The sequence below is a fragment of the Pseudomonas fungipugnans genome (genome assembly GCF_029955235.1).
GTDB lineage: Bacteria > Pseudomonadota > Gammaproteobacteria > Pseudomonadales > Pseudomonadaceae > Aquipseudomonas > Aquipseudomonas fungipugnans.
This window is the reverse complement of record NZ_JARBWL010000002.1, coordinates 1862806-1881698: the sequence shown is the minus strand read 5'-3', so window position 1 is coordinate 1881698 and position 18893 is coordinate 1862806. Positions and strand designations below refer to the sequence as shown.

Genomic DNA, 18893 nt, shown 5'->3' with positions numbered 1-18893 from the left:
TTGGGAGCCGTGGCAGGCGTGAATCGACGACCGAGACTGGACGTATATGCGCCCGTTGCCTGGGTGTGGATTGCGACTGGCCAATCGTCCATGGGGAGAACCGCAGATAAAACAGAGAGCGGCAGCGTCACACGGTGGCATAAGTCGTTAAATGTGGATTTGAAGAACATTGGTTGTGGGCTGGCTAAACATTGTGGGAGATCGGCGCGGCGCCTGAAGTATTTAATTTCTAAATACCACTCCAGACTTTCTGATTTGCCGCTGTCCGCCCTCTCCCGCCTAATCAGGCCCTCGCTCTTGAAGGTCTGTTCATGGAAAACATTCGCGCCGCGTCCCGCCCCGCCGTCTGGCTGATGGTCAGCATTATTCTGGTTGCGCTCAATTTGCGTCCGTCCATGGCAGCTGTCGGGCCATTGCTGTCGGCGATTCGCGGTGACATCCCGCTGAGTTTCAGCCTGGCATCGTTGTTGACCATGTTGCCGGTGATGGCCATGGGGCTGGCGATGTTCTTCGGTATCGCGCTTGGCCGGCGTCTGGGGGAACAGCGCACAGTGGTGCTGTCGTTATTGATTATCGGGGTTGCCACGGTGTCGCGGCTGTTCCTCGATTCGGCGGCCGAGCTGATCCTGAGTGCCATCGTCGCCGGAGTCGGTATTGCGCTGATCCAGGCGTTGATGCCGGCGCTGATCAAATCCCGCTTCAGCGACAATGTCGCGCTGTGCATGGGGCTCTACGTCACCTCGATCATGGGTGGCGCGGCGATTGCCGCCTCGTTCGCGCCGTTGGTGATGGTACGGACCGATAGCTGGCGCATGGGCCTGGCGATCTGGGCGGTGCTGGCGTTTGTGGCGTTGCTGTTCTGGCTGGGTCAGCGCAGTCACGCTCCGGCACTGGCCGCGCCGACTCAACGCCAGGCCTCATTCTTCGCCAACTCCCGCGCCTGGCTGCTGGCGATTTTCTTCGGCTTGGGCACGGCGTCCTACACTTGCGTGCTGGCCTGGCTGGCGCCGTACTACGTGGAAAAAGGCTGGAGCGAACAGGACGCCGGTTTGCTGCTGGGCTTTTTGACCGCGATGGAAGTGGTGTCCGGTCTGCTGACCCCGGCCATCGCCAACCGTAGCCGTGATCGGCGCCTGGTGCTGGTGGCGCTGCTGGGGCTGATCATCGCTGGCTTCGTCGGCCTGATTCTCATCCCGCAGCACCTGAGCCTGTTGTGGCCGTGCCTGCTGGGACTGGGTATTGGCGGCTTGTTCCCGATGAGCCTGATCGTGTCGCTGGACCACCTGGACAACCCGCAAAGGGCCGGCGGCCTGACGGCTTTCGTACAAGGCATCGGCTACCTGATCGCCGGCCTATCACCGCTGATTGCCGGGATGATCCGCGACCAGCTCGGCAGCTTCGAATGGGCCTGGTGGTCGCTGACCGCTGTGATGGTGGTGATGATTGCAATGGTGCTGCGCTTCGACCCTCGGCACTACGCCAAACACATGCGTTAACCACGAATCAGTCGCCCCGACTTGGTGCAGAGGCTAGAGGCCTCTGGCCATATTTGCATGGGTGAAAATTAACAGGTCGTGTTCATAACATTTTCTGTCCCACAACTGAACGTGAAAGGTCTTACAGGGCATTCTCCTGGCACCATCGTTCCGTTAGGATCATTCGCACACGTTTGCGCACAGTCAGCGCAAGGAGCAGAGCGAGACAGAACGGATGCTGAACAGTAACTTGCTTAGAAAGCTCGATATGCAAGATCTCATGGTGTTTGTCGCCGTGTATGAGCAAAGCAGCGTCACCGGTGTGTCTGAGGCCCTCTTCGTCAGCCAGTCCACCGTCAGTTACTGCCTGAAAAAACTGCGCACCAGTTTCGAAGACGAGTTGTTCATCAATACTCGCACCGGCATGCGCCCCACCTACAAGGCCAGCACCATGTATGGCCATGTGTTGAAAATCCTCGAAAGCATCAACCTGTGTCACGCAGGCGCCCAGGCGTTCGACCCGACCCGCCAGCCCGTCACCTTCAATATCTGCGCACCGGAATACTTCGAGCAGTTGATTCTGCCACGCCTGCTCAAGACTTTTGATTTCGCCGACCTGCCAGTGATGGTCAACATGCACAAGTTCGAAACCGACGTGCCGGCCGAGGAGCTGCGCGACGGCAGCCTCGACCTGGTGGTCTGTTTCGGCCCGAACTTTCATCGTAATCACACCGATTTCAAATCGCGCATGCTGCTTGAAGACGACCTTGTCTGCGTCTTCGACAAACGCGCCACACCGATGGAGTCGCGCCTGAGCCTCAAGGCATTCACCGAACGCCGGCATGTCTTCCCCACGCCCTGGACCTCCACCACCAACATGGTCGATGGCTGGCTGGCGCGCCAGGCACAGAAACGGCAGATCGTGGCACGCTCGAACAGTTACAGCGCGGCACTGAAGCTGATCACCGGCACCGATTTCATCGTCACCTTGCCCCGGCGCATCCAGCGTTTACTGGCCAGCGAGGCCGTATTCAAACACTGCGAAGCGCCCAATGGTTTGCCGGGTTTTACGCTGGACATGCAATGGTGCCAAAGCCTGGATCAGGACAGTGCCAACGTCTGGCTGCGTGAACAAGTGATCAAGGCCTGCGCCGAGCAGCAAGCGGCCTGAAACTCAGTGGCCAATGGCGGTCTTGCTGTAGGAATCACGATCAATATCGAGGATTTCCACACACAACTGGACTTCAACACCTGCTGGCCACTCACACAGATCGTGCACCACCGCCAGCAAGCTGTCGGACAACTGCTTCTTGATCTGCGCTGAGCGGCCGCTGAGCAGCGCCAGTTTCACATGCACGAAACCCCGTTCACCCAACGCCGTACCGACCTTGAAGGTCTGGACCTTGACCGCACGGCTCTTGATGTCGAACTCCGCGGCAAACTGACCGGAAGCCACCAATGTATTGTTGAGCCGGATCAACGCCACATCAGCGTTCAGCTCCGGCAGGTTGGCGGTATATTCCATGTGCAGGTGAGGCATGAAGGTGCTCCAGCGGATTGGCAGAAAGATCGTACGTATATACCACAGCGCTGCCCGGTATCAGGGCCACCGTTCAGTGGCCGGATGCTGGCAGCGACTGACGCAGCGCCAGGGTTTCCCAAGCGGCCACCAACATCACCACGGCCGTGGTCAGCGCCCCGAGTACCCATACCGAAAACAACTGGTTCAACGCCAGCGGCAACAACACGATCAGCAGCCCCAGGCCGACCAGATGGGACAACGGCGGTAGCAGCCGATCCGCCATCACCCACTTGAACAACGCATTACCCAACAAGAACAGCCACGGCCCGGCAATGATCGCGATGATGCCCGCATCACTGGCGTGATCCGGGTGCACCAGCACCAGTTCATCAGCCACGGCGCTGACGATCACCCCGGCGACGATCAGTACATGCAAGTAGGTGTAGGCGATTCGCGCCTGCCGGCCGGGGTCTGCCGAATGAACGATGCGGTGATGAGCGCGTTCGGCGCCGCTGTCGAAATACACCCACCACATTGCGATGCTGCCGAGTACGGCCACCAGAAAAGCCGCCACGCCTTGCAGGCTCAACGCCAGTTCGGCAAAGGTCGCGCCGGTTACCAGCAGCGATTCACCGAGCGCAATGATCACGAACAGACCGCAGCGCTCGGCCATGTGATTGCCTTCGACGTTCCAGTCGGTGAGCGTCGAACGGCCCAGCCCCGGCACCCAGAAATACAGCGACGGCGAGATCAGTTCGATCAGCAGCGCCACCGCCCACAACGCCAGACGTTGCTCACCCTCGACCGACGCGCCAGCGATCCAGAACACCCCGGACAGCACCAGCCAGGCGAGGATCCGCTGGAAATTGCGGGTCATGTTCAACGCTTCGCCGCGCACCGCCCAGATCGCGAACAACGTGCGTCCCACCTGCATGAACACAAACGCGCCGGCGAACAACAGCCCGTGATCAGTAAATGCCTTGGGAATCGATGAAGACAGCAACAGACCGGCAATCATCAAGCCGAACAGGCCGAGGCGCACCGGCAGTTTTTCCGGGTCGAGCCAATTGGTGATCCATGAGGTGAAAATCCACACCCACCACACCGCGACCATCAACAACGCCACCTGCACCGCGCCGGTCATGGACAAATGCGCAAGCAAGGAATGCGAGAGTTGGGTCACGGCGAACACGAACACCAGGTCGAAAAACAACTCGACCATGCCGACCTTGCCGCTGTCTTGGCTGCCGCGCCCACGCAACAACGAACGGGATGGGGTCATGGGGAGGCCTCCGGCTTGTTGGAATTAAGGATCGGGCGCGTCGCTCAGGCCGTGTTCGCTCATGAACGCCTCCAGGCGCGAGCGTAACCAGCGTTCGGCGGGGTCGGCGTCGACATGGCTGAGCCAGACCATGGACAGGTCCAGGGTCGGTGTCTTGAACGGAAACGGCTCCTTGAACAATTGTCCGGACGCAGCCATCGCCGCGGCCGTGTAGTCGGGCAGGCTGGCGATCAGATCGGTCCCGGCCAGCAGCGCCGGCAAGGCACTGTATTGCGGCACGGACAACACGACGTGACGTGAACGCCCCATTTCCGACAGCCATTCATCGGCGAACCCGGCGACGTTGGCGGTGTGAGACACCAGCACATGGGGCCGGGCACAATATTCGTCCAGGGTCAGCGGCGTGTCGGATTTGTCCGCCCGTAACACACTGGGCTGGATGTGCCGCAACAACTTGCGCTTGGCATTGGCCGGCAGGCCGCGGGTCTGGCTGATGCCGACGGTGATGTCACCGGAGGCCAGCAGGTCGGGAATGCGCCAGTAATCAACATGCTGCACCACAAACACCACTTTCGGCGCTTCCTGACGCAAGGCCCGCAGCAAGGGTGGCAGCAGGCCGAACTCGACATCGTCCGACAGGCCGATGCGGAAGGTCATGGTGCTGGTAGCCGGGTCGAAATGGTGGGTCAGGCTCAGGGCCACCGACAGCGAATCCAGAGCGGGCGACAAGTATTGAATCAACTCTTCGGCCCGAGCGGTCGGCTCCATGCGGTGGCCGACGCGGATGAACAGTGGATCGTTGAACATCGCCCGCAAGCGATTGAGTGCGGCACTGATGGTGGGCTGGCCGAGAAACAGTTTTTCGGCCACCCGGGTGACGTTGCGTTCGAGCATCAAGGTCTCGAACACCACCATCAGATTGATGTCGGCCTTGCGCAATTCGTTACGATTCATCCATTACCCCCGTCCCCAAGACTCCGGGCCAGTGTAGAAAGGCCGGGGGATGGCGTCCATCAGCGTTTTCACTGCACTGTCAGCGACTTCATGCCAAGGCCCATCACCCGCTCGTCGCCGCCGAGCCCCAGTTGTTTCGGGCTGATGGCGTCGGGTAACTGCACCTCAATGCGCATCATGGTGTCGCTGGCGACGGCTTGCTGAATGGCCGGGGTCAGCGCAATTTCAATGCGATTGCCTTGAAGCTGTGTCAGACGGGTAGACAAGGCGTGAATGCCGTTGATGCTAAACACCACGTTCTGTTCAAGGTGTGTCGGTTGTACGAAGGCCAGCGCCTCGATCACAAGGCGCTGAGCTTGAGGCGGCACTCGCAACAGAATCTCGGCATTCTTTCCTTGCGACCAGGTGCCCCAGGCTTCAGGGGGTGACCAGCCTTGGGCCAGGTGATACGTCTTGTGATTGAACACTTGCTGTTGCCCCAGCTTGATCATGGGGACTACCTGCATGGACCGGCCTTCGTCTTCCATCGACAGGCATTGGGCGCAATGTTTCCAGCCCGGCGCCAACACCACCAGCCCATCCACGCGGGCCAGCAGGTCGCTATCGCTGTTGACGGTCTTTACCGCCTCCAGCATGGATTTCTCGTCGAGGATATACAGCGAGTCCGCGTCGTACTGCCCGGTCGCCAGCATCTGTTGCGCTTTTTGTTGAGCGCGTTCAAGCGCCTGGCTGCCCATGCGCCCGAGATAAACCGCATCGGTGTTCAGCCCGTGAGTGGACGCATAACTGGCCAGGGGCTGCCAGGTGTCCGACTGGTTCTGCGGCGCCAATGAACGAATATTCCTGTAGTGCGTAGCGGCGCTGGCCCAGAACGGGTCATGCAACGTGGTGGGCCACTGGGCAGCGGGCGTCATCATGCGGGCTTCTCGCACCCCGACCCAGCCGCTGTGGGTGTCCACCACCTGAACACACAGTGCCACCGCCAGCAAACATCCGGCCGTACGCGGACGGTTGCCGCGCACCACCAGGTAAATGACAACAAACACAATGACGTAGAACACCGGCCAGAACATCCGCCCCGACGCCCGAAAAGTGTTCGCCCACTTGATTATTTTTTGCGGCAACGGGTAATGCAGATTGAACAGACCGATGCCGATCTCGTTCGACAGCGCAAACAGCAGCAAGCCGATCAACGCCAATAGCAATATCGGCAGACGCCCCACAACCCTGCGCATATCGACTTTACGCCTCAGCAGCACGACGCCAGCGCAGATCGCCAACAGCAACGTGCCTGATCCCAGGTAGTTGAAGCCTTCATAGTCACCACTGCCCTCGGGCAGGTCCGGCAATATCAGCGACCAACCGTTCGAGTCAATCGGTGCCAGCAGATTCATGCGGTACAGGCCAAAACCACCGGACACCGTGCCGTCGCCGACACTGAAATAACCCGCCTGCCAACAGCACAGACTCACCAGCAAAAACAGCGCGATCAACTCGATGATGGCCGTGCGGCGCGTCAGTTGCTGTCTAAGGGTTTTGCCGGCCAGGTCGGCGATCCAGATCAGCGCCACCATCGCCAACAGATAAGCATGAACCAGCGCCGTTACCGCCAGCAGCGTGCCCCAGGCCAACCGACGCTTTTGCACGCCGGGATGCAGCGCCAGGTACAGCGCCGCCAGAATCAGAAAATGCCCCGCCAGCGACAAATGCCCGCCCATGCGCAAGAACATCGGCGGCGAAAACACAAACAGCCCTGCACCCAGCAATCTGAGTACCGCATTGGGCGTCGCCAGGCCGACTATCTTCCAGGCAAACCAGGCTTGCAGGACAAAACAGGCCAGCAGCCAGAAACCGAAATACTGAAACGTCTCCGGAAGGATTGAGTTGAAGGGTTTGAACAGCAACGCCAATAGTGGATTGGAGTCGGAAAAGATGATCGCATTGCCCAATTCCAGCCCGTAAGACGGATTGAGACCAATGGGAAATGTCCATGGCGAATGTCGGAAAAATACCCAGCCCAGGTAATGGGTCGCCGGATCGCCGCTGTCGAGCCAGGCAATGTTTTGCGGGTCCAGCGCACGCGGCCCGATCACCATGAAAAACGCCACAATCCCCATCAACAACGGCAGCAACGAAACCGCCCAATGCTTGCCCAAAGCCTTCATCGATACGTCCAGAAGTTATGCATCACAAAGGTGAAGACCGGGATGGTCACCGCCACCGCGCCGATCCCCAGCAAATAGTTGAGCCCGGCCATCTGTGCGACCCAGGCCACCAACATTGCCAGCAAGAAGCCCACACCCGAGACCGTCATGAAACGCAGCAGCGTGCGGCCATGCAGTTGGGCAGAGAAACTCCAGGTGGTGTTGATCAGATAAGACACCACCGTCGCCACGGCAAACGCCACGCCGTTGGCCAGTGGAGGTTGAGGCGACACGAAGTTGAAAAACAGTATCGCCACCAATGCATGCAGGCCCGTGACGAACACCCCCGTCACGGCAAAACGCAGGCCACGCTTGATCAGCGCTGACTTTTCGGCTGAGGTCACGGCTTCTGCGCCAATACGAATACGGTCAACCCCGCCCACCGGTTCACGCCCATGAACGGCAGCTCGACCGTGCACAGGGCCTTCAACACCGAGTTGACCAACGGGTGATGCTGCTTGAGCTGCGAACGCGGCGGCGACGGTTGTGCGCCTTTGGGCAACAGCCGCAAGCTCGCGGCAATCGGGAAAATCGCACCGAAGTAATAGACGCCCTGCTTCACCGTCAAACCGGCATCCCGAGCCACGGCTTCGAATTGCGCCAGGGTGTAGCGGCGTTTGTGTTCGAGAAAGTCATCGTGCCCGCTCCAGAGAAACTGAAACGCCGGCACCGTCATCAGAAAACGGCTGCCGGAGGGGACTTTGTCGACGTACATCTTGAGTAATCCGACGTCGTCATCGACATGCTCCAGCACGTCCATCAGCAGCACCAGATCAGCGTCCACCGCCTCGATGTCGCGACGGTAATGCACCGGTTTGCCCGCGGTCGTGGCGTCGGAGTCGGCCTCGTAACTGATGTCCACGCACCAGGCTTCGGTGGCGGCAGAATGTTTCAGCAAATGATGGGTAAAAAAACCCGAGCCCGCCCCGACGTCGAGCATTTTGCTGATTGGCGTATCGCCGAGCAAACGCCGGGTAGCTGCCGCTTTTGAGGCGTAATACCAATGCTGGTCAATGCTTGAACCGAGGATGTCGGTTTCCTTGAGATCCATGGTTCAGCCCTTGGGGTCATAGACACGACGCACCAGATAAACCGGTCGGCGTTTCGATTCGATATAGGTTCGGCCCAGGTATTCACCCAGTACACCGATGCCGATCAGCTGCAAACCACCGAGAAACGTCACGGCGACCATCAGCGAGGCGTAGCCCGGCACATCAATTCCGGTGAACAGCGTGCGCACCACGATGAAAATGGCGAATGCAAAAGAAACCAGAGAAACGAACAGCCCCAGATAAGTCCAGACCTTCAGTGGGTCGGTGCTGAAACTGGTGATGCCTTCCAGCGCGAAATTCCACAAGCGCCAGCCATTGAATTTGCTCTCCCCCGCTACCCGCTCCGGACGTTCGTAATCGACATGGGTGGTGCGAAACCCGACCCAGGCGAACAGGCCTTTCATGAAACGCCGAGACTCGGGCAAGGACTGCAAGGCATCCACCACGCAGCGATCCATCAGGCGGAAATCCCCGACATCCTTGGGCAACGGTTGATCAGAGATTTTGTTGTGCAGGCGATAAAACCAGTTGGCCGACGTTTGCTTGGCCCAGGAATCGCTGCGCCGACTCACACGATGACCCAGCACCACCTCATAGCCCTCACGCCAGCGCGCGATCATCTGAAGAATGACTTCCGGCGGGTCCTGCAAATCGACATCGATCGGCACCACCACCTGGCCGGTGGCCGTCTGCAAGCCAGCGGTCAACGCCGCTTCCTTGCCGAAATTGCGGCTCAGATCGACGATACGCACCCGCGGATCGGCCTTTTGGCGCTCCAGAAGCAGGTCCAGCGTGGCGTCGGTGCTGCCGTCATTGACGAACACCATCTCCAGCCCCACCAAGGCCTCGTCCCTGAAAACGTCAGTAATCCGCGCGATGAACAAATCAATGGTCGCCGCTTCATTGAACACCGGGACCACGAGCGAAAGCGCCACATGCCCGGCCAGTTGCGTTCCGTGCTGATGAGTCAATTGATTGCTCTTTCTTATAGTGATTTTGCAACAATCTTCAGTCGCCGAAGCGTTTCTCAGCGCCATGAGCCGAGTCGTATTAAGCAGGAGCAAGAGAGGTGATGCAAGGGCGAAAAGGCGGCGGTTTTGGCCATTTTTTCAGACGTAAGTAGGTGTAGGAAATGCCCTCAAATCATTCGCAACACATGCTCGATGGCTAAAAAAACCGACTGCCTCCAGGCTTGTTCAAATGCGCTGAACAGTTTTGGCCGACCTCAAAGGGCTCTCTTGGCAATAACAGTGCCTGCGAGTATCGAACAACACTTTACGTTTAACGAAAAGACGAACACTGGCATCGTCTGACATCCCGCTCCTGATTTTCTGGCTCGCCTGGCAGGAAGTAATTTTGCCCTTAAGCTCAGCAACGCTTGGGGCAAAAAAGCCTTGGCCACCGAAAATCAATCGCACTCAAAAGGAGCTTCGCAATGGCTAGAGATAAAGCGAAAGACGACAAACACTTCAACTGCACTCAGACTCACGAAGCCGACTACGTCGCGGGCCTCTACCCTCATGCAAAGGAAGAGGTCAAAACGTTCCTCGCCTCGGCCTGCAAGGATAAATCCCTGCACAACGCCACCCACAAGGACGTGTACGACCTGATCAAAAGAAAACTGGGCCACTCGCAACCGTAAGTGCCTGGTTGAAGTGGTACGGCTCTGAAAGAGCAGAAACGAAAAAGCCCCGTAACTTTTCAGTTATGGGGCTTTTTCTGTGTAATAGCGCAGAGATATGGACACTCTGCTAAATGCTCTGCAGCCCGAAACGCAAGCACTATGAAGGCGCCGAAATAAATCTGCCCCCTTTGTTATTCATAACTGGATGCCCGCTTAACCACGCGAAGTCGATAAAGCACAATGGTATGGAGCAGGAGAAATGCTGTCTAAACCAGCGACTTTTGAATGTGATGATCAAATGTAGCTAGAAAGTCGTGCATGCTGATTTCTCCGAGATCTACAGCTTTAGCGCCGCCGGCCGCAATAAAGGTGACATCTGTGATACCCAGGACGTTCAGGATCAGTTTCAAATATTGGGTCGCAATGTCACGGTCTCTAATCGGGGAGTCGCTGGTGTATACACCTCCCGAGGCGAGCAGCACCGTTGCCTTTTTACCCGTCACCAGCCCTTTACCATCAAAGCCCAAGGTCAAGCCTTTACGTACCACGTGATCCACCCAGGCCTTGAGCGCCGCAGGGACGTTATAGTTGTAGACCGGCGTTGAAATAACCACGTGATCGGTTTCCAGCAACTCGGCCACAAGCTCATCGGATAGCCGCAACACGGCTTTCATTTCTGGCGAATGTTGGATTTGCGGGGTGAAGTAAGCCTGCAACCATGGGGCCGTCACGAAGGTAAGCGCAGTGTCCGTTAGATCCCGTATTTTGATGACGCCCCCAGGGTGTGCAACTTCCCACTCGGCCATAAATCGGCGAGTGAGCTGCCGGGAGATTGACGCATCCCCCCGTGGGCTGGTTTCAATGGTGAGAAGCCTGGACATGAAAGTAACTCCTGCGCGGTGACGCGCGGTATGTTTTGCGTTGTCGCTTTAGACGATGTGCTACACACTCTACCCAATGCGATCTCTACGCAGGAGTGATGTAAATATGATTGAGTCCATCTGTTTAAGTGATGGGGCATGATCGGAAATCTCAGCCTGGATCAGTTGCGGATCCTTGTAACCATTGCTGATACAGGCAGTTTCTCGGCAACGGGACGTCACCTGCGGCGTGCTCAATCTGCCATTAGCCAGTCGATTGCCACACTTGAGTCAGTTCAAGGTGTGAGGCTGTTTGATCGCAGCGGCCATCGTCCAACGCTCACTGAGGTAGGTCGAGTCCTCGTGGTTCAAGCGCGCGCAGTGCTGGCAAGCGCTGCCCAGTTTGAAGCCATGGCCGCAAGTACGGCAGCAGGGGTTGAGCCGGAGTTGGCGCTCGCCATCGACCCTTTAGTTCCTAGCGCACCGCTCATCGAAAGCCTGCGCGCGCTCCGTGAGGCTTTTCCGCATCTGGCCGTGAGTTTCTCTACAGAAGGCTTGGGCGGCGCAGAGCGTCGATTGCGCAACGGCGATGCAGCACTGGCGCTTTGCACATTGATTCCGACAGTGCCCGACGATGTCACTGCACTGCCGCTGCTCAGCGTCGACTTGAAGCCAGTCGTCGCCAGCGGGCATCCCTTGGCCATGTTAGGCCGTCGGGCAACCAGTGCTGACCTCAAGCCTTATGTGCAACTGATACTTTCCGATCCGGTTTCTCCCGACGGCCCCAGCTATGGGGTGACAAGCAGTCACCAGTGGCGGTTTGTAGATTTGGCACGGCGGCTGGATTTCTTGCTCGCCGGGTTCGGTTGGTGCCGAATGCCAGAGCACCTGATTGCGGATCATCTGGCTTCAGGACGCCTCCTACCGCTTGAGTTAACTGCCGAACTTCAGCGCACACCCGACACACTTACGATCTACGCAGCGCACATGCAAAATCGCTCTTTAGGGAAAGCAGGCCGATGGCTTTTGAATGATCTGACCCGTCGTCTGTGTATGTGTTGATACGAAAACGACTCACGTCGGCGGTTTGATTATCCCGTTGGCCGAAGGGCTGATGCGGTTAATCGAACCGCTTGTGCAGGGACTGTCCGGGCTGTGATCGTCTGGGCCTATTTCGCAAGCCAAGGTGTGATGCTGCCCGCTTCCCACAAGGACGTGTAAGACCTGATCAAAAGAAATCTGGGCCACTCACAACCGTAAGTGCCTGATTGAAGTAGCATGATTCTGAACCAGCAGAAACGAAAAAGCCCCGTAACTTTTCAGCTACGGGGCTTTTTCTATGTAATGGCGGAGAGATAGGGATTCGAACCCTAGGTACCGGTGAAGGTACAACGGATTTCGAATCCGTCCCATTCGGCCACTCTGGCATCTCTCCAACGGCGCGCATCATAACAGCACTATCGCGGGATGCGAACCCCTTTTTCGATTTTTTTCCGTGCTATCAGATGCTTGCGTCGATTAAAGCGGTACGCCGAGGCGATTGGCGACTTCTTCATAGGCTTCGATGACGTCACCGAGGCCCTGGCGGAAGCGGTCCTTGTCCATTTTCTTGCCGGTGGCCTTGTCCCACAGGCGGCAGCCGTCCGGGCTGAATTCGTCGCCCAGGACGATGGAGCCGTCGTGGAACACGCCGAATTCGAGCTTGAAGTCCACCAGCAGCAGGCCGGCGTCGTCGAACAGCTTGGTCAGCACTTCGTTGACCTTGAGCGACAGCTCTTTCATGCGAACCAGTTGCTCGGCGGTGCCCCAACCGAATGCCACGACGTGGGATTCGTTGATGAACGGGTCGCCCTTGGCGTCGTCCTTCAGGAACAGTTCGAAAGTGTAAGGATTGAGCTTCATGCCCTCCTCGACGCCCAGACGCTTGACCAGGCTGCCGGCGGCGTAGTTACGCACGACGCACTCGACCGGAATCATGTCGAGCTTCTTCACCAGGCACTCGTTGTCGCCCAGCAGTTTGTCGAATTGAGTCGGCACGCCGGCTGCTTCGAGTTTCTGCATGATGAAGGCGTTGAACTTGTTGTTCACCATGCCTTTGCGGTCGAGCTGTTCGATGCGCTTGCCGTCGAACGCCGAGGTGTCGTTGCGAAACAGCAGGATCAAACGGTTAGCGTCGTCGGTCTTGTAAACCGACTTGGCTTTGCCGCGGTAGAGTTCTTCACGTTTTTCCATGATGGGCTCCGCTTGCTAAGTAGATGGGCTAGGCGATGTGTCGCCAGTCGAGCCCTGAATCTTGATCGGCCAGTTGCAGCCAGTCCGGGTCGCACCCGAGGGTGTCGACAAAACATTGCCGGGCCAGCTGCGGCAGGTTGTTCTTGCTGCTCAGATGGGCCAGGACCAGGTGTTGCAGGCCTTGCCAGCCCAACTCGGCCACCAGGAATGCCGCCTGATGGTTGTTCAAATGCCCCAGCTCACCGCCTACCCGCTGCTTGAGAAAGTATGGATAGTGACCGCGAGCCAGCATGTCACGGCAATGGTTGGACTCGATCATCAACGCATCGAGGTCCCGATAGCCGTCCAGTACCTTGTTGCAATACGAGCCCAGGTCGGTCAGCAGGCCAAAACGCCGCTCACCGTCGCTGAAGACGTACTGCGTCGGCTCCTGTGCATCGTGGGCCACGGCAATGACTTCGATGTTCAGGGCGCCGATTTGCAATTGCTCGCCGCCGGCCAGCAGGCCCGCCGGTTCAATCGGTTTGCGCATCCCGCGCAGGGTGCCGCGACTCAGGTAGACAGGCAGATTGTAGCGCCGAGACAGCAAACCCACGCCATGCACGTGGTCGGCATGTTCGTGGGTCACGAGTATCGCGCTCAACTGCGCCGGGTTCACACCCAGGCGCAGCAGGCGTTTTTCGGTTTCCCGCAGGGAGAAACCACAATCAACCAGCACATACGTGTCATCGCTGGCGATCAGCGTGCCGTTCCCTTGGCTACCGCTGCCGAGAACGGCAAAACGCATGTGATCAGCCCAGGTTGTCCTGAATCACGCTCAACACTTTGCGCGCCACGTCAGCCGGCGCCACGGTATTGATGTTTTTCTCGACGGTGACCTGGACGTTCTCACCCACCTTGCTCAGGCGAACCTGATAACGGTCGGCGCGAGCTTCAACTTCTTCCTTGGTCGGCGCGCTGCCGAACAGGCTGCTGAAGAAACCAGGCTTCTCGTCTTTCTTCTCGGCTTTTTCGGCCAGGTTGATGTAGTAGAGGCCCAGGCTGCGGTTGATGTCTTCAACACGCCATTCGCCTTGATCCAGTGCACGACCGACGCTCGACCAGGCACGGTCCAGGTCAGGACCGACGTTCAGGACCGGGTTGCCGCTGCCGTCTTCGCTCAGGCTGACGCGGTTAGGCTTGTCGCCATCCTGGGACGCCAGCATCGAGACCGAACCGCCCTTCTCGGAGATACGGCTCATGCTCGCGAGCATGTCGTCGACCAGCGCAGCGTCCAGGCCCGTATTGACCGAACGGTTGGTGAAATCAACGTTGGCGGTGCTGCCGGCAGGACGCTGGGCACTGACCACGTAGATTTCACTGGTATTGCGCTGCACGCCTGGCTCGATGCGGACCCGCACGCGGGTTTCGCTGTCGGCGCCGATACCGGCAGCGCTCAGGCGCTTGGCCATGGCGGCGGACAGTTCGTCGGAATGCTGCCAGGTGGTGGTGAACTCGCCGGTTTGCGGGCGTTGTTCATCCAGATGGAAACCGTTGTCCTGGAAGAACTGCACAGCCACAGGCCAGACTTCGGCCGGCTGGTGCTGACCCATGACCCAGCGCGAGTCGCCGCTCTTTTGCAGGGTGTAGTCGCTGGCATCGGCAATGGCCGACAGCGGCTGTGGGCGCGGAACGATGTATTCACCCTTGGTGGTGTCGTCAGCCACGTTACGCGGGATCGGCAACAGCGGATCCAGACGTTTGGAGGTGTGGACATCCGGTGGCAGTTGCATCGGTGCTGTCTGTTGCGCTTCCAGGTAATCGCTACCACGGTCGCGGAAGTAACCTTCCGGGCCCCAGATCCATCCACAGCCACTGGTGCTGGAGATAATCAAGGCAAGTGCGGAAAGTCCGGCCAATCGCTTCATGCGTAATGCTTCCTCAATTAAACCAGGACGCCGGACTGGCGCATGGCCTGCCGCAGCGGTTCGTGACAGGCAGTGCTGAGCCAGGTGAGCGGCAGACGGATACCGTCCGGCATCAAGCCCATTTCATGCAGTGCGAACTTCACGGGGATAGGGTTGGATTCGATAAACAGGGTTTTATTGAGCGGCATCAGCTTTTCATGGATCGCGCGGGCAGTCGCGGCGTCACCTTTCAGAGCGGCATTGCACAGGTCAGCCATGTCACGTGGGGCAACGTTGGCGGTTACCGAGATATTGCCTTTGCCGCCGAGCAGGATCAGCTCGACTGCGGTGGCATCATCACCGGAGATCACCAGGAAATCTTCGCTCACGCCATCGATGATGGCCTTGGCGCGGCTCAGGTCGCCGGTGGCTTCCTTGATACCGATGATGTTTTTCACGGTCGACAGGCGGATCACGGTGTCAGCCAGCATGTCGCAAGCGGTGCGGCCCGGCACGTTGTAAAGGATCTGTGGGATGTCGACGGCTTCGGCAATGGCCTTGAAGTGCTGGTACAGCCCTTCCTGGGTCGGCTTGTTGTAGTACGGCGTAACCAACAGGCAGGCATCGGCGCCGGCGATCTTCGCGTTGGTGGTCAGCTCGATGGCTTCGCGCGTCGAGTTGGCGCCCGTACCGGCGATCACCGGGATGCGCCCGGCCACCTGCTTCACCACGTAACGAATCACTTCGATGTGCTCGTTCACGTCTAGGGTGGCCGATTCACCTGTAGTGCCGACCGCCACGATGGCGTGGGTGCCGTTTTGCAGGTGAAAGTCCACCAGTTTGCTCAGGCTGTCCCAGTCGAGACGACCCTGTGCATCCATGGGTGTGACCAGTGCCACCATACTGCCCGCAATCATGCAACCGCTCCTGCCGGAAAAAGAGAGCGGTAATGGTACTGGCGCCAAGATGCTTGTACAAGCGAAGTACTGCGCTGCTGCCATTCCCCTTGGCGCTGCTTTTCGCTACCCTTCAGACTTTGATCGGTACTGACAAGCTCGTACGCCGGGTTCCAGCCTCCATTTTCGGCATCACAAGCCCCGATCCAGCGTTGCCAGCCCTCGCTCCCGCCACTCTGGAGCACGTTGCAACCTTCGGCCGGGTTTTCTGAATTCGTATCCGCAGGCTCGCCCCCGGTAATAAAAGCCCGTAGAAAGTACCGACCGCTCATCGCTTTAGGAATGCTGCATGTCCACCCCCACAGTTCGCGAACAATTCCTTGTTATCAGTGCCCTTGGCGCCAACCCCATGGAGCTGACTAACGTCCTGTGCCGCGCCAGCCATGAAAATCGCTGCGCCGTGGTCACTTCCCGCCTGACCCGTCATGGCGAGTGCAGTGCCTTGATCCTTGAGGTCTCTGGCAGCTGGGACGCCCTGGCGCGCCTGGAAGGCAGCCTGCCGACCCTCGCCAAGAAACACGCGTTCACGGTCAACGTGGTGCGCAGCGCGGCGCTGGAGAACCGTCCACAGGCCCTGCCGTACGTCGCCTATGTCAGCTCGGCTTATCGCTCGGACATCGTCAACGAGTTGTGCCAGTTCTTCATGGACCACAACGTCGAGCTGGAAAACCTGACCTGCGACACGTATCAGGCGCCGCAAACCGGCGGCACCATGCTCAACGCCACGTTTACCGTGACGCTGCCGGCCGGTGTGCAGATCAGTTGGCTGCGCGATCAGTTCCTGGATTTTGCCGACGCGCTGAACCTGGATGCCCTGATCGAACCGTGGCGCCCACAAAACCCAATGTAAGGAAGCTTTCATGGCCGTTGCTATCGACCAACCGGTTACCGACTTCGAAGCTCCCGCCACCAGCGGGCAGACCGTCAGCCTCGCGAGCCTCAAGGGCAAGCAGGTGGTGATCTACTTCTACCCGAAGGACAGCACGCCAGGCTGCACGACTCAGGGCCAGGGCTTTCGCGATCAGTTGGAGGCCTTTAAAGCGGCCAACACCGAAGTGTTCGGCGTATCCCGCGACAGCCTGAAATCCCACGAGAATTTCAAAGCCAAGCAGGCATTCACCTTCGAGCTGATCAGCGACAAGGAAGAAGCGCTCTGCCAGCTGTTTGATGTGATCAAGCTGAAAAAGCTGTATGGCAAGGAATACATGGGCGTCGATCGCAGTACCTTCCTGATCGACAAGGACGGTGTGCTGCGTCAGGAATGGCGCGGCGTGAAGGTGCCGGGGCATGTGGATGCCGTTTTGGCGGCGGCTCAGGCACTGAACAAGGCCTGATTGTTGCGGCGTCTGTCCTGACGCCTTCGCGGGCAAGCCCGCTCCCACAGTTGACCGAGTTGTCTGGATGGACGCGGTTCAATGCGGGAGCGGGCTTGCTCGCGAAGAGGCCCTTGAATTCAATGAAAACAGATCGGACCGTTAAAGCAGCGGCGCCACCACCGGCTCCTTGCGCGGCCACGCATCCAGCACCGCCTTGAACAGGGTCGCCAACGGAATCGCAAAGAAAACGCCCCAGAACCCCCACAGCCCGCCAAACAGCAGCACCGCGCAGATGATCGCCACCGGGTGCAGGTTGACCGCCTCCGAAAACAGCAGCGGCACCAGCACGTTGCCATCCAGCGTCTGAATAACCCCGTAGACCGCCATCAAATAGATGAACTGATCGCTCCAGCCCCACTGGAACAGCGCTATCAGCAGCACCGGCACCGTCACCACCACGGCGCCGACGTACGGCACCACCACCGAAATTCCCACCAGCAGCGCCAACAACGCCGCGTAGTTGAGCCCGAGGGCGACGAAAGCGATGTAGGTCACGCCGCCGCAAATAATGATTTCGATGACTTTGCCGCGAATGTAGTTAGCGATCTGCCGGTTCATTTCTTCCGCCACACGGGTGATCAATGCGCGTTCTCGCGGCAGATAACCACTCACCCAGCGACCGATCATTTCCCGGTCCTTGAGAAAGAAGAACACCAGGATCGGCACCAGGACCAGGTAGATCATGATGTTGACCACCAGCGGCAGGCTCGACAGCGAAAACGTCAGCGCCCACTGACCGAATTTGCCGATTTCGCCTCGCGCCGCGTCGATGGCCAGCAGGACTTGCTCGTCAGAGACCAGATGCGGGTAGCGCTCGGGCAACAGCAACAGCAGCGATTGCCACTTGGCGAGCATGCCGGGCAACTCGTTGAACAGCGTGATCAACTGATGCCAGAGCAGCGGCACCACGATCACGATAAACACCAGCAACAGGCCCATGAACAGCGCAAACACCAGCCCCACCGCCGCCGCACCGGGCAAGCGCAGGCGTTCCAGGGTGACCACCAGCCCCTGCATCAGATACGCCAATACCATCCCCGCCAGCACCGGCGCGAGCATACCGCCCAGCGTGAGCACGGCGGTAAATGCCAGAAACAGCAGCACCGCCAGCACCACGGCTTCTTCATCGGAGAAGTAGCGCTGAATCCAGTCGCGTAACACTTTGAACATCAATAATCCTTAACAACGAACCCAACAGGTTTCAGGCTTTTTTCAACCAGTAGCGGTACACCCCCGCCTCGTCTTCTTCGAGCAGCAGCGTATGACCGGCCAATCGGGCAAAGGTGCGAAAGTCGCGCTGGGAGCCCGCATCGGTGGCGATCACCTTGAGTACCGCGCCGCTGGGCATCCGGTTGAGCTCAAGTTTGGCCTTGAGCAGCGGCAACGGGCAATTCAGGCCGCTGGCGTCCAGCTCAATATCGTGGGCTACAGCGTCGGTCATCGGGTTACTCCGGGGCGGGTCGTCTAGCC

The 18893-nt window shown here is 58.7% G+C and carries 20 protein-coding genes and 1 tRNA gene; 6 read left to right on the top strand and 15 right to left on the bottom strand.

Going from position 1 to position 18893, the window contains the following annotated elements:
* Positions 1-311: 311 nt before the first annotated feature.
* Both POF45_RS23665 and POF45_RS23660 read left to right on the top strand, forming a co-directional pair.
* Positions 312-1496 carry a cyanate transporter gene (locus POF45_RS23665; RefSeq protein WP_282316904.1) on the top strand — a complete coding sequence of 395 codons (1185 nt, stop codon included), beginning with the start codon at positions 312-314 and terminating at the stop codon, positions 1494-1496.
* A gap of 214 nt (positions 1497-1710) precedes the next feature.
* On the top strand, positions 1711-2646 hold the full coding sequence (locus POF45_RS23660; RefSeq protein ID WP_259500431.1) for a LysR family transcriptional regulator: 936 nt from the start codon (positions 1711-1713) through the stop codon (positions 2644-2646).
* Between the two features lie 3 nt (positions 2647-2649).
* On the opposite strand, the gene POF45_RS23655 is transcribed toward POF45_RS23660, so the two are convergent.
* The 7 genes from POF45_RS23655 to POF45_RS23625 form a co-directional block, all read right to left on the bottom strand.
* Entirely contained in the window at positions 2650-3015 is a 366-nt protein-coding gene (locus POF45_RS23655) for a 5-carboxymethyl-2-hydroxymuconate Delta-isomerase (RefSeq protein WP_259500428.1), read from the bottom strand.
* A gap of 73 nt (positions 3016-3088) precedes the next feature.
* A complete protein-coding gene (locus POF45_RS23650) occupies positions 3089-4279 on the bottom strand; it encodes a low temperature requirement protein A (RefSeq protein ID WP_282316903.1) in 1191 nt (396 codons plus the stop codon).
* A 24-nt stretch (positions 4280-4303) separates the two neighbouring features.
* The gene (locus POF45_RS23645; protein ID WP_259500424.1) at positions 4304-5233 is read right to left on the bottom strand and encodes a LysR substrate-binding domain-containing protein; all 930 of its coding nucleotides are present in this window, start codon (positions 5231-5233) and stop codon (positions 4304-4306) included.
* Between the two features lie 68 nt (positions 5234-5301).
* Positions 5302-7398: a DUF6311 domain-containing protein gene (locus POF45_RS23640; RefSeq protein ID WP_282316902.1), complete on the bottom strand. Its 2097-nt coding sequence runs from the start codon at positions 7396-7398 to the stop codon at positions 5302-5304.
* Positions 7395-7781: a GtrA family protein gene (locus POF45_RS23635; protein ID WP_259500419.1), complete on the bottom strand. Its 387-nt coding sequence runs from the start codon at positions 7779-7781 to the stop codon at positions 7395-7397. The genes POF45_RS23640 and POF45_RS23635 overlap by 4 nt, the downstream gene beginning before the upstream one ends.
* On the bottom strand, positions 7778-8488 hold the full coding sequence (locus POF45_RS23630; protein WP_259500416.1) for a class I SAM-dependent methyltransferase: 711 nt from the start codon (positions 8486-8488) through the stop codon (positions 7778-7780). The genes POF45_RS23635 and POF45_RS23630 overlap by 4 nt, the downstream gene beginning before the upstream one ends.
* Positions 8489-8491: 3 nt before the next feature.
* Entirely contained in the window at positions 8492-9460 is a 969-nt protein-coding gene (locus tag POF45_RS23625; protein WP_259500414.1) for a glycosyltransferase family 2 protein, read from the bottom strand.
* 464 nt (positions 9461-9924) lie between these two features.
* Between POF45_RS23625 and POF45_RS23620 the strand changes: the two genes are divergently transcribed.
* On the top strand, positions 9925-10131 hold the full coding sequence (locus tag POF45_RS23620; protein ID WP_259500411.1) for a hypothetical protein: 207 nt from the start codon (positions 9925-9927) through the stop codon (positions 10129-10131).
* A 248-nt stretch (positions 10132-10379) separates the two neighbouring features.
* Here the strand turns inward: POF45_RS23620 and POF45_RS23615 are convergent, their stop codons facing one another.
* Positions 10380-10994 carry an FMN-dependent NADH-azoreductase gene (locus POF45_RS23615; RefSeq protein ID WP_282316901.1) on the bottom strand — a complete coding sequence of 205 codons (615 nt, stop codon included), beginning with the start codon at positions 10992-10994 and terminating at the stop codon, positions 10380-10382.
* A 138-nt stretch (positions 10995-11132) separates the two neighbouring features.
* On the opposite strand from POF45_RS23615, the gene POF45_RS23610 reads away from it, so the two are divergent.
* Entirely contained in the window at positions 11133-12035 is a 903-nt protein-coding gene (locus tag POF45_RS23610; RefSeq protein ID WP_259500406.1) for a LysR family transcriptional regulator, read from the top strand.
* Between the two features lie 283 nt (positions 12036-12318).
* Here the strand turns inward: POF45_RS23610 and POF45_RS23605 are convergent.
* The 5 genes from POF45_RS23605 to dapA all read right to left on the bottom strand — a co-directional run bounded on the left by POF45_RS23605 (position 12319) and on the right by dapA (position 16008).
* Positions 12319-12408, bottom strand: a tRNA-Ser gene (locus POF45_RS23605).
* 83 nt (positions 12409-12491) lie between these two features.
* On the bottom strand, positions 12492-13205 hold the full coding sequence (gene purC / locus POF45_RS23600; protein WP_259500389.1) for a phosphoribosylaminoimidazolesuccinocarboxamide synthase: 714 nt from the start codon (positions 13203-13205) through the stop codon (positions 12492-12494).
* 28 nt (positions 13206-13233) lie between these two features.
* On the bottom strand, positions 13234-13992 hold the full coding sequence (locus tag POF45_RS23595) for an MBL fold metallo-hydrolase (RefSeq protein ID WP_259500387.1): 759 nt from the start codon (positions 13990-13992) through the stop codon (positions 13234-13236).
* Positions 13993-13996: 4 nt separating this feature from the next.
* The gene (gene bamC, locus POF45_RS23590; RefSeq protein ID WP_259500384.1) at positions 13997-15112 is read right to left on the bottom strand and encodes an NlpB/DapX family lipoprotein; all 1116 of its coding nucleotides are present in this window, start codon (positions 15110-15112) and stop codon (positions 13997-13999) included.
* Positions 15113-15129: 17 nt separating this feature from the next.
* On the bottom strand, positions 15130-16008 hold the full coding sequence (gene dapA / locus POF45_RS23585; protein ID WP_259500382.1) for a 4-hydroxy-tetrahydrodipicolinate synthase: 879 nt from the start codon (positions 16006-16008) through the stop codon (positions 15130-15132).
* A gap of 328 nt (positions 16009-16336) precedes the next feature.
* Between dapA and POF45_RS23580 the strand changes: the two genes are divergently transcribed.
* Entirely contained in the window at positions 16337-16897 is a 561-nt protein-coding gene (locus tag POF45_RS23580) for a glycine cleavage system transcriptional repressor (RefSeq protein WP_259500380.1), read from the top strand.
* 10 nt (positions 16898-16907) lie between these two features.
* On the top strand, positions 16908-17381 hold the full coding sequence (locus POF45_RS23575) for a peroxiredoxin (protein ID WP_163908935.1): 474 nt from the start codon (positions 16908-16910) through the stop codon (positions 17379-17381).
* A 141-nt stretch (positions 17382-17522) separates the two neighbouring features.
* On the opposite strand, the gene POF45_RS23570 is transcribed toward POF45_RS23575, so the two are convergent.
* Positions 17523-18593, bottom strand: coding sequence for an AI-2E family transporter (locus tag POF45_RS23570; RefSeq protein WP_259500376.1), 1071 nt, complete (start codon positions 18591-18593; stop codon positions 17523-17525).
* A gap of 31 nt (positions 18594-18624) precedes the next feature.
* Positions 18625-18864, bottom strand: coding sequence for a sulfurtransferase TusA family protein (locus POF45_RS23565; protein ID WP_259500373.1), 240 nt, complete (start codon positions 18862-18864; stop codon positions 18625-18627).
* Positions 18865-18893 lie beyond the last annotated feature (29 nt).

What these genes read in the sequence shown, in the direction of transcription:
- POF45_RS23665 (WP_282316904.1), top strand. Translation starts at nt 312, where the DNA reads ATGGAAAACATTCGCGCCGCGTCCCGCCCCGCCGTCTGGCTGATGGTC.
- POF45_RS23660 (WP_259500431.1), top strand. Translation starts at nt 1,711, where the DNA reads ATGCTGAACAGTAACTTGCTTAGAAAGCTCGATATGCAAGATCTCATG.
- POF45_RS23655 (WP_259500428.1), bottom strand. Translation starts at nt 3,015, where the DNA reads ATGCCTCACCTGCACATGGAATATACCGCCAACCTGCCGGAGCTGAAC.
- POF45_RS23650 (WP_282316903.1), bottom strand. Translation starts at nt 4,279, where the DNA reads ATGACCCCATCCCGTTCGTTGTTGCGTGGGCGCGGCAGCCAAGACAGC.
- POF45_RS23645 (WP_259500424.1), bottom strand. Translation starts at nt 5,233, where the DNA reads ATGAATCGTAACGAATTGCGCAAGGCCGACATCAATCTGATGGTGGTG.
- POF45_RS23640 (WP_282316902.1), bottom strand. Translation starts at nt 7,398, where the DNA reads ATGAAGGCTTTGGGCAAGCATTGGGCGGTTTCGTTGCTGCCGTTGTTG.
- POF45_RS23630 (WP_259500416.1), bottom strand. Translation starts at nt 8,488, where the DNA reads ATGGATCTCAAGGAAACCGACATCCTCGGTTCAAGCATTGACCAGCAT.
- POF45_RS23620 (WP_259500411.1), top strand. Translation starts at nt 9,925, where the DNA reads ATGGCTAGAGATAAAGCGAAAGACGACAAACACTTCAACTGCACTCAG.
- POF45_RS23615 (WP_282316901.1), bottom strand. Translation starts at nt 10,994, where the DNA reads ATGTCCAGGCTTCTCACCATTGAAACCAGCCCACGGGGGGATGCGTCA.
- POF45_RS23610 (WP_259500406.1), top strand. Translation starts at nt 11,133, where the DNA reads ATGATCGGAAATCTCAGCCTGGATCAGTTGCGGATCCTTGTAACCATT.
- purC (WP_259500389.1), bottom strand. Translation starts at nt 13,205, where the DNA reads ATGGAAAAACGTGAAGAACTCTACCGCGGCAAAGCCAAGTCGGTTTAC.
- POF45_RS23595 (WP_259500387.1), bottom strand. Translation starts at nt 13,992, where the DNA reads ATGCGTTTTGCCGTTCTCGGCAGCGGTAGCCAAGGGAACGGCACGCTG.
- bamC (WP_259500384.1), bottom strand. Translation starts at nt 15,112, where the DNA reads ATGAAGCGATTGGCCGGACTTTCCGCACTTGCCTTGATTATCTCCAGC.
- dapA (WP_259500382.1), bottom strand. Translation starts at nt 16,008, where the DNA reads ATGATTGCGGGCAGTATGGTGGCACTGGTCACACCCATGGATGCACAG.
- POF45_RS23580 (WP_259500380.1), top strand. Translation starts at nt 16,337, where the DNA reads ATGTCCACCCCCACAGTTCGCGAACAATTCCTTGTTATCAGTGCCCTT.
- POF45_RS23575 (WP_163908935.1), top strand. Translation starts at nt 16,908, where the DNA reads ATGGCCGTTGCTATCGACCAACCGGTTACCGACTTCGAAGCTCCCGCC.
- POF45_RS23570 (WP_259500376.1), bottom strand. Translation starts at nt 18,593, where the DNA reads ATGTTCAAAGTGTTACGCGACTGGATTCAGCGCTACTTCTCCGATGAA.
- POF45_RS23565 (WP_259500373.1), bottom strand. Translation starts at nt 18,864, where the DNA reads ATGACCGACGCTGTAGCCCACGATATTGAGCTGGACGCCAGCGGCCTG.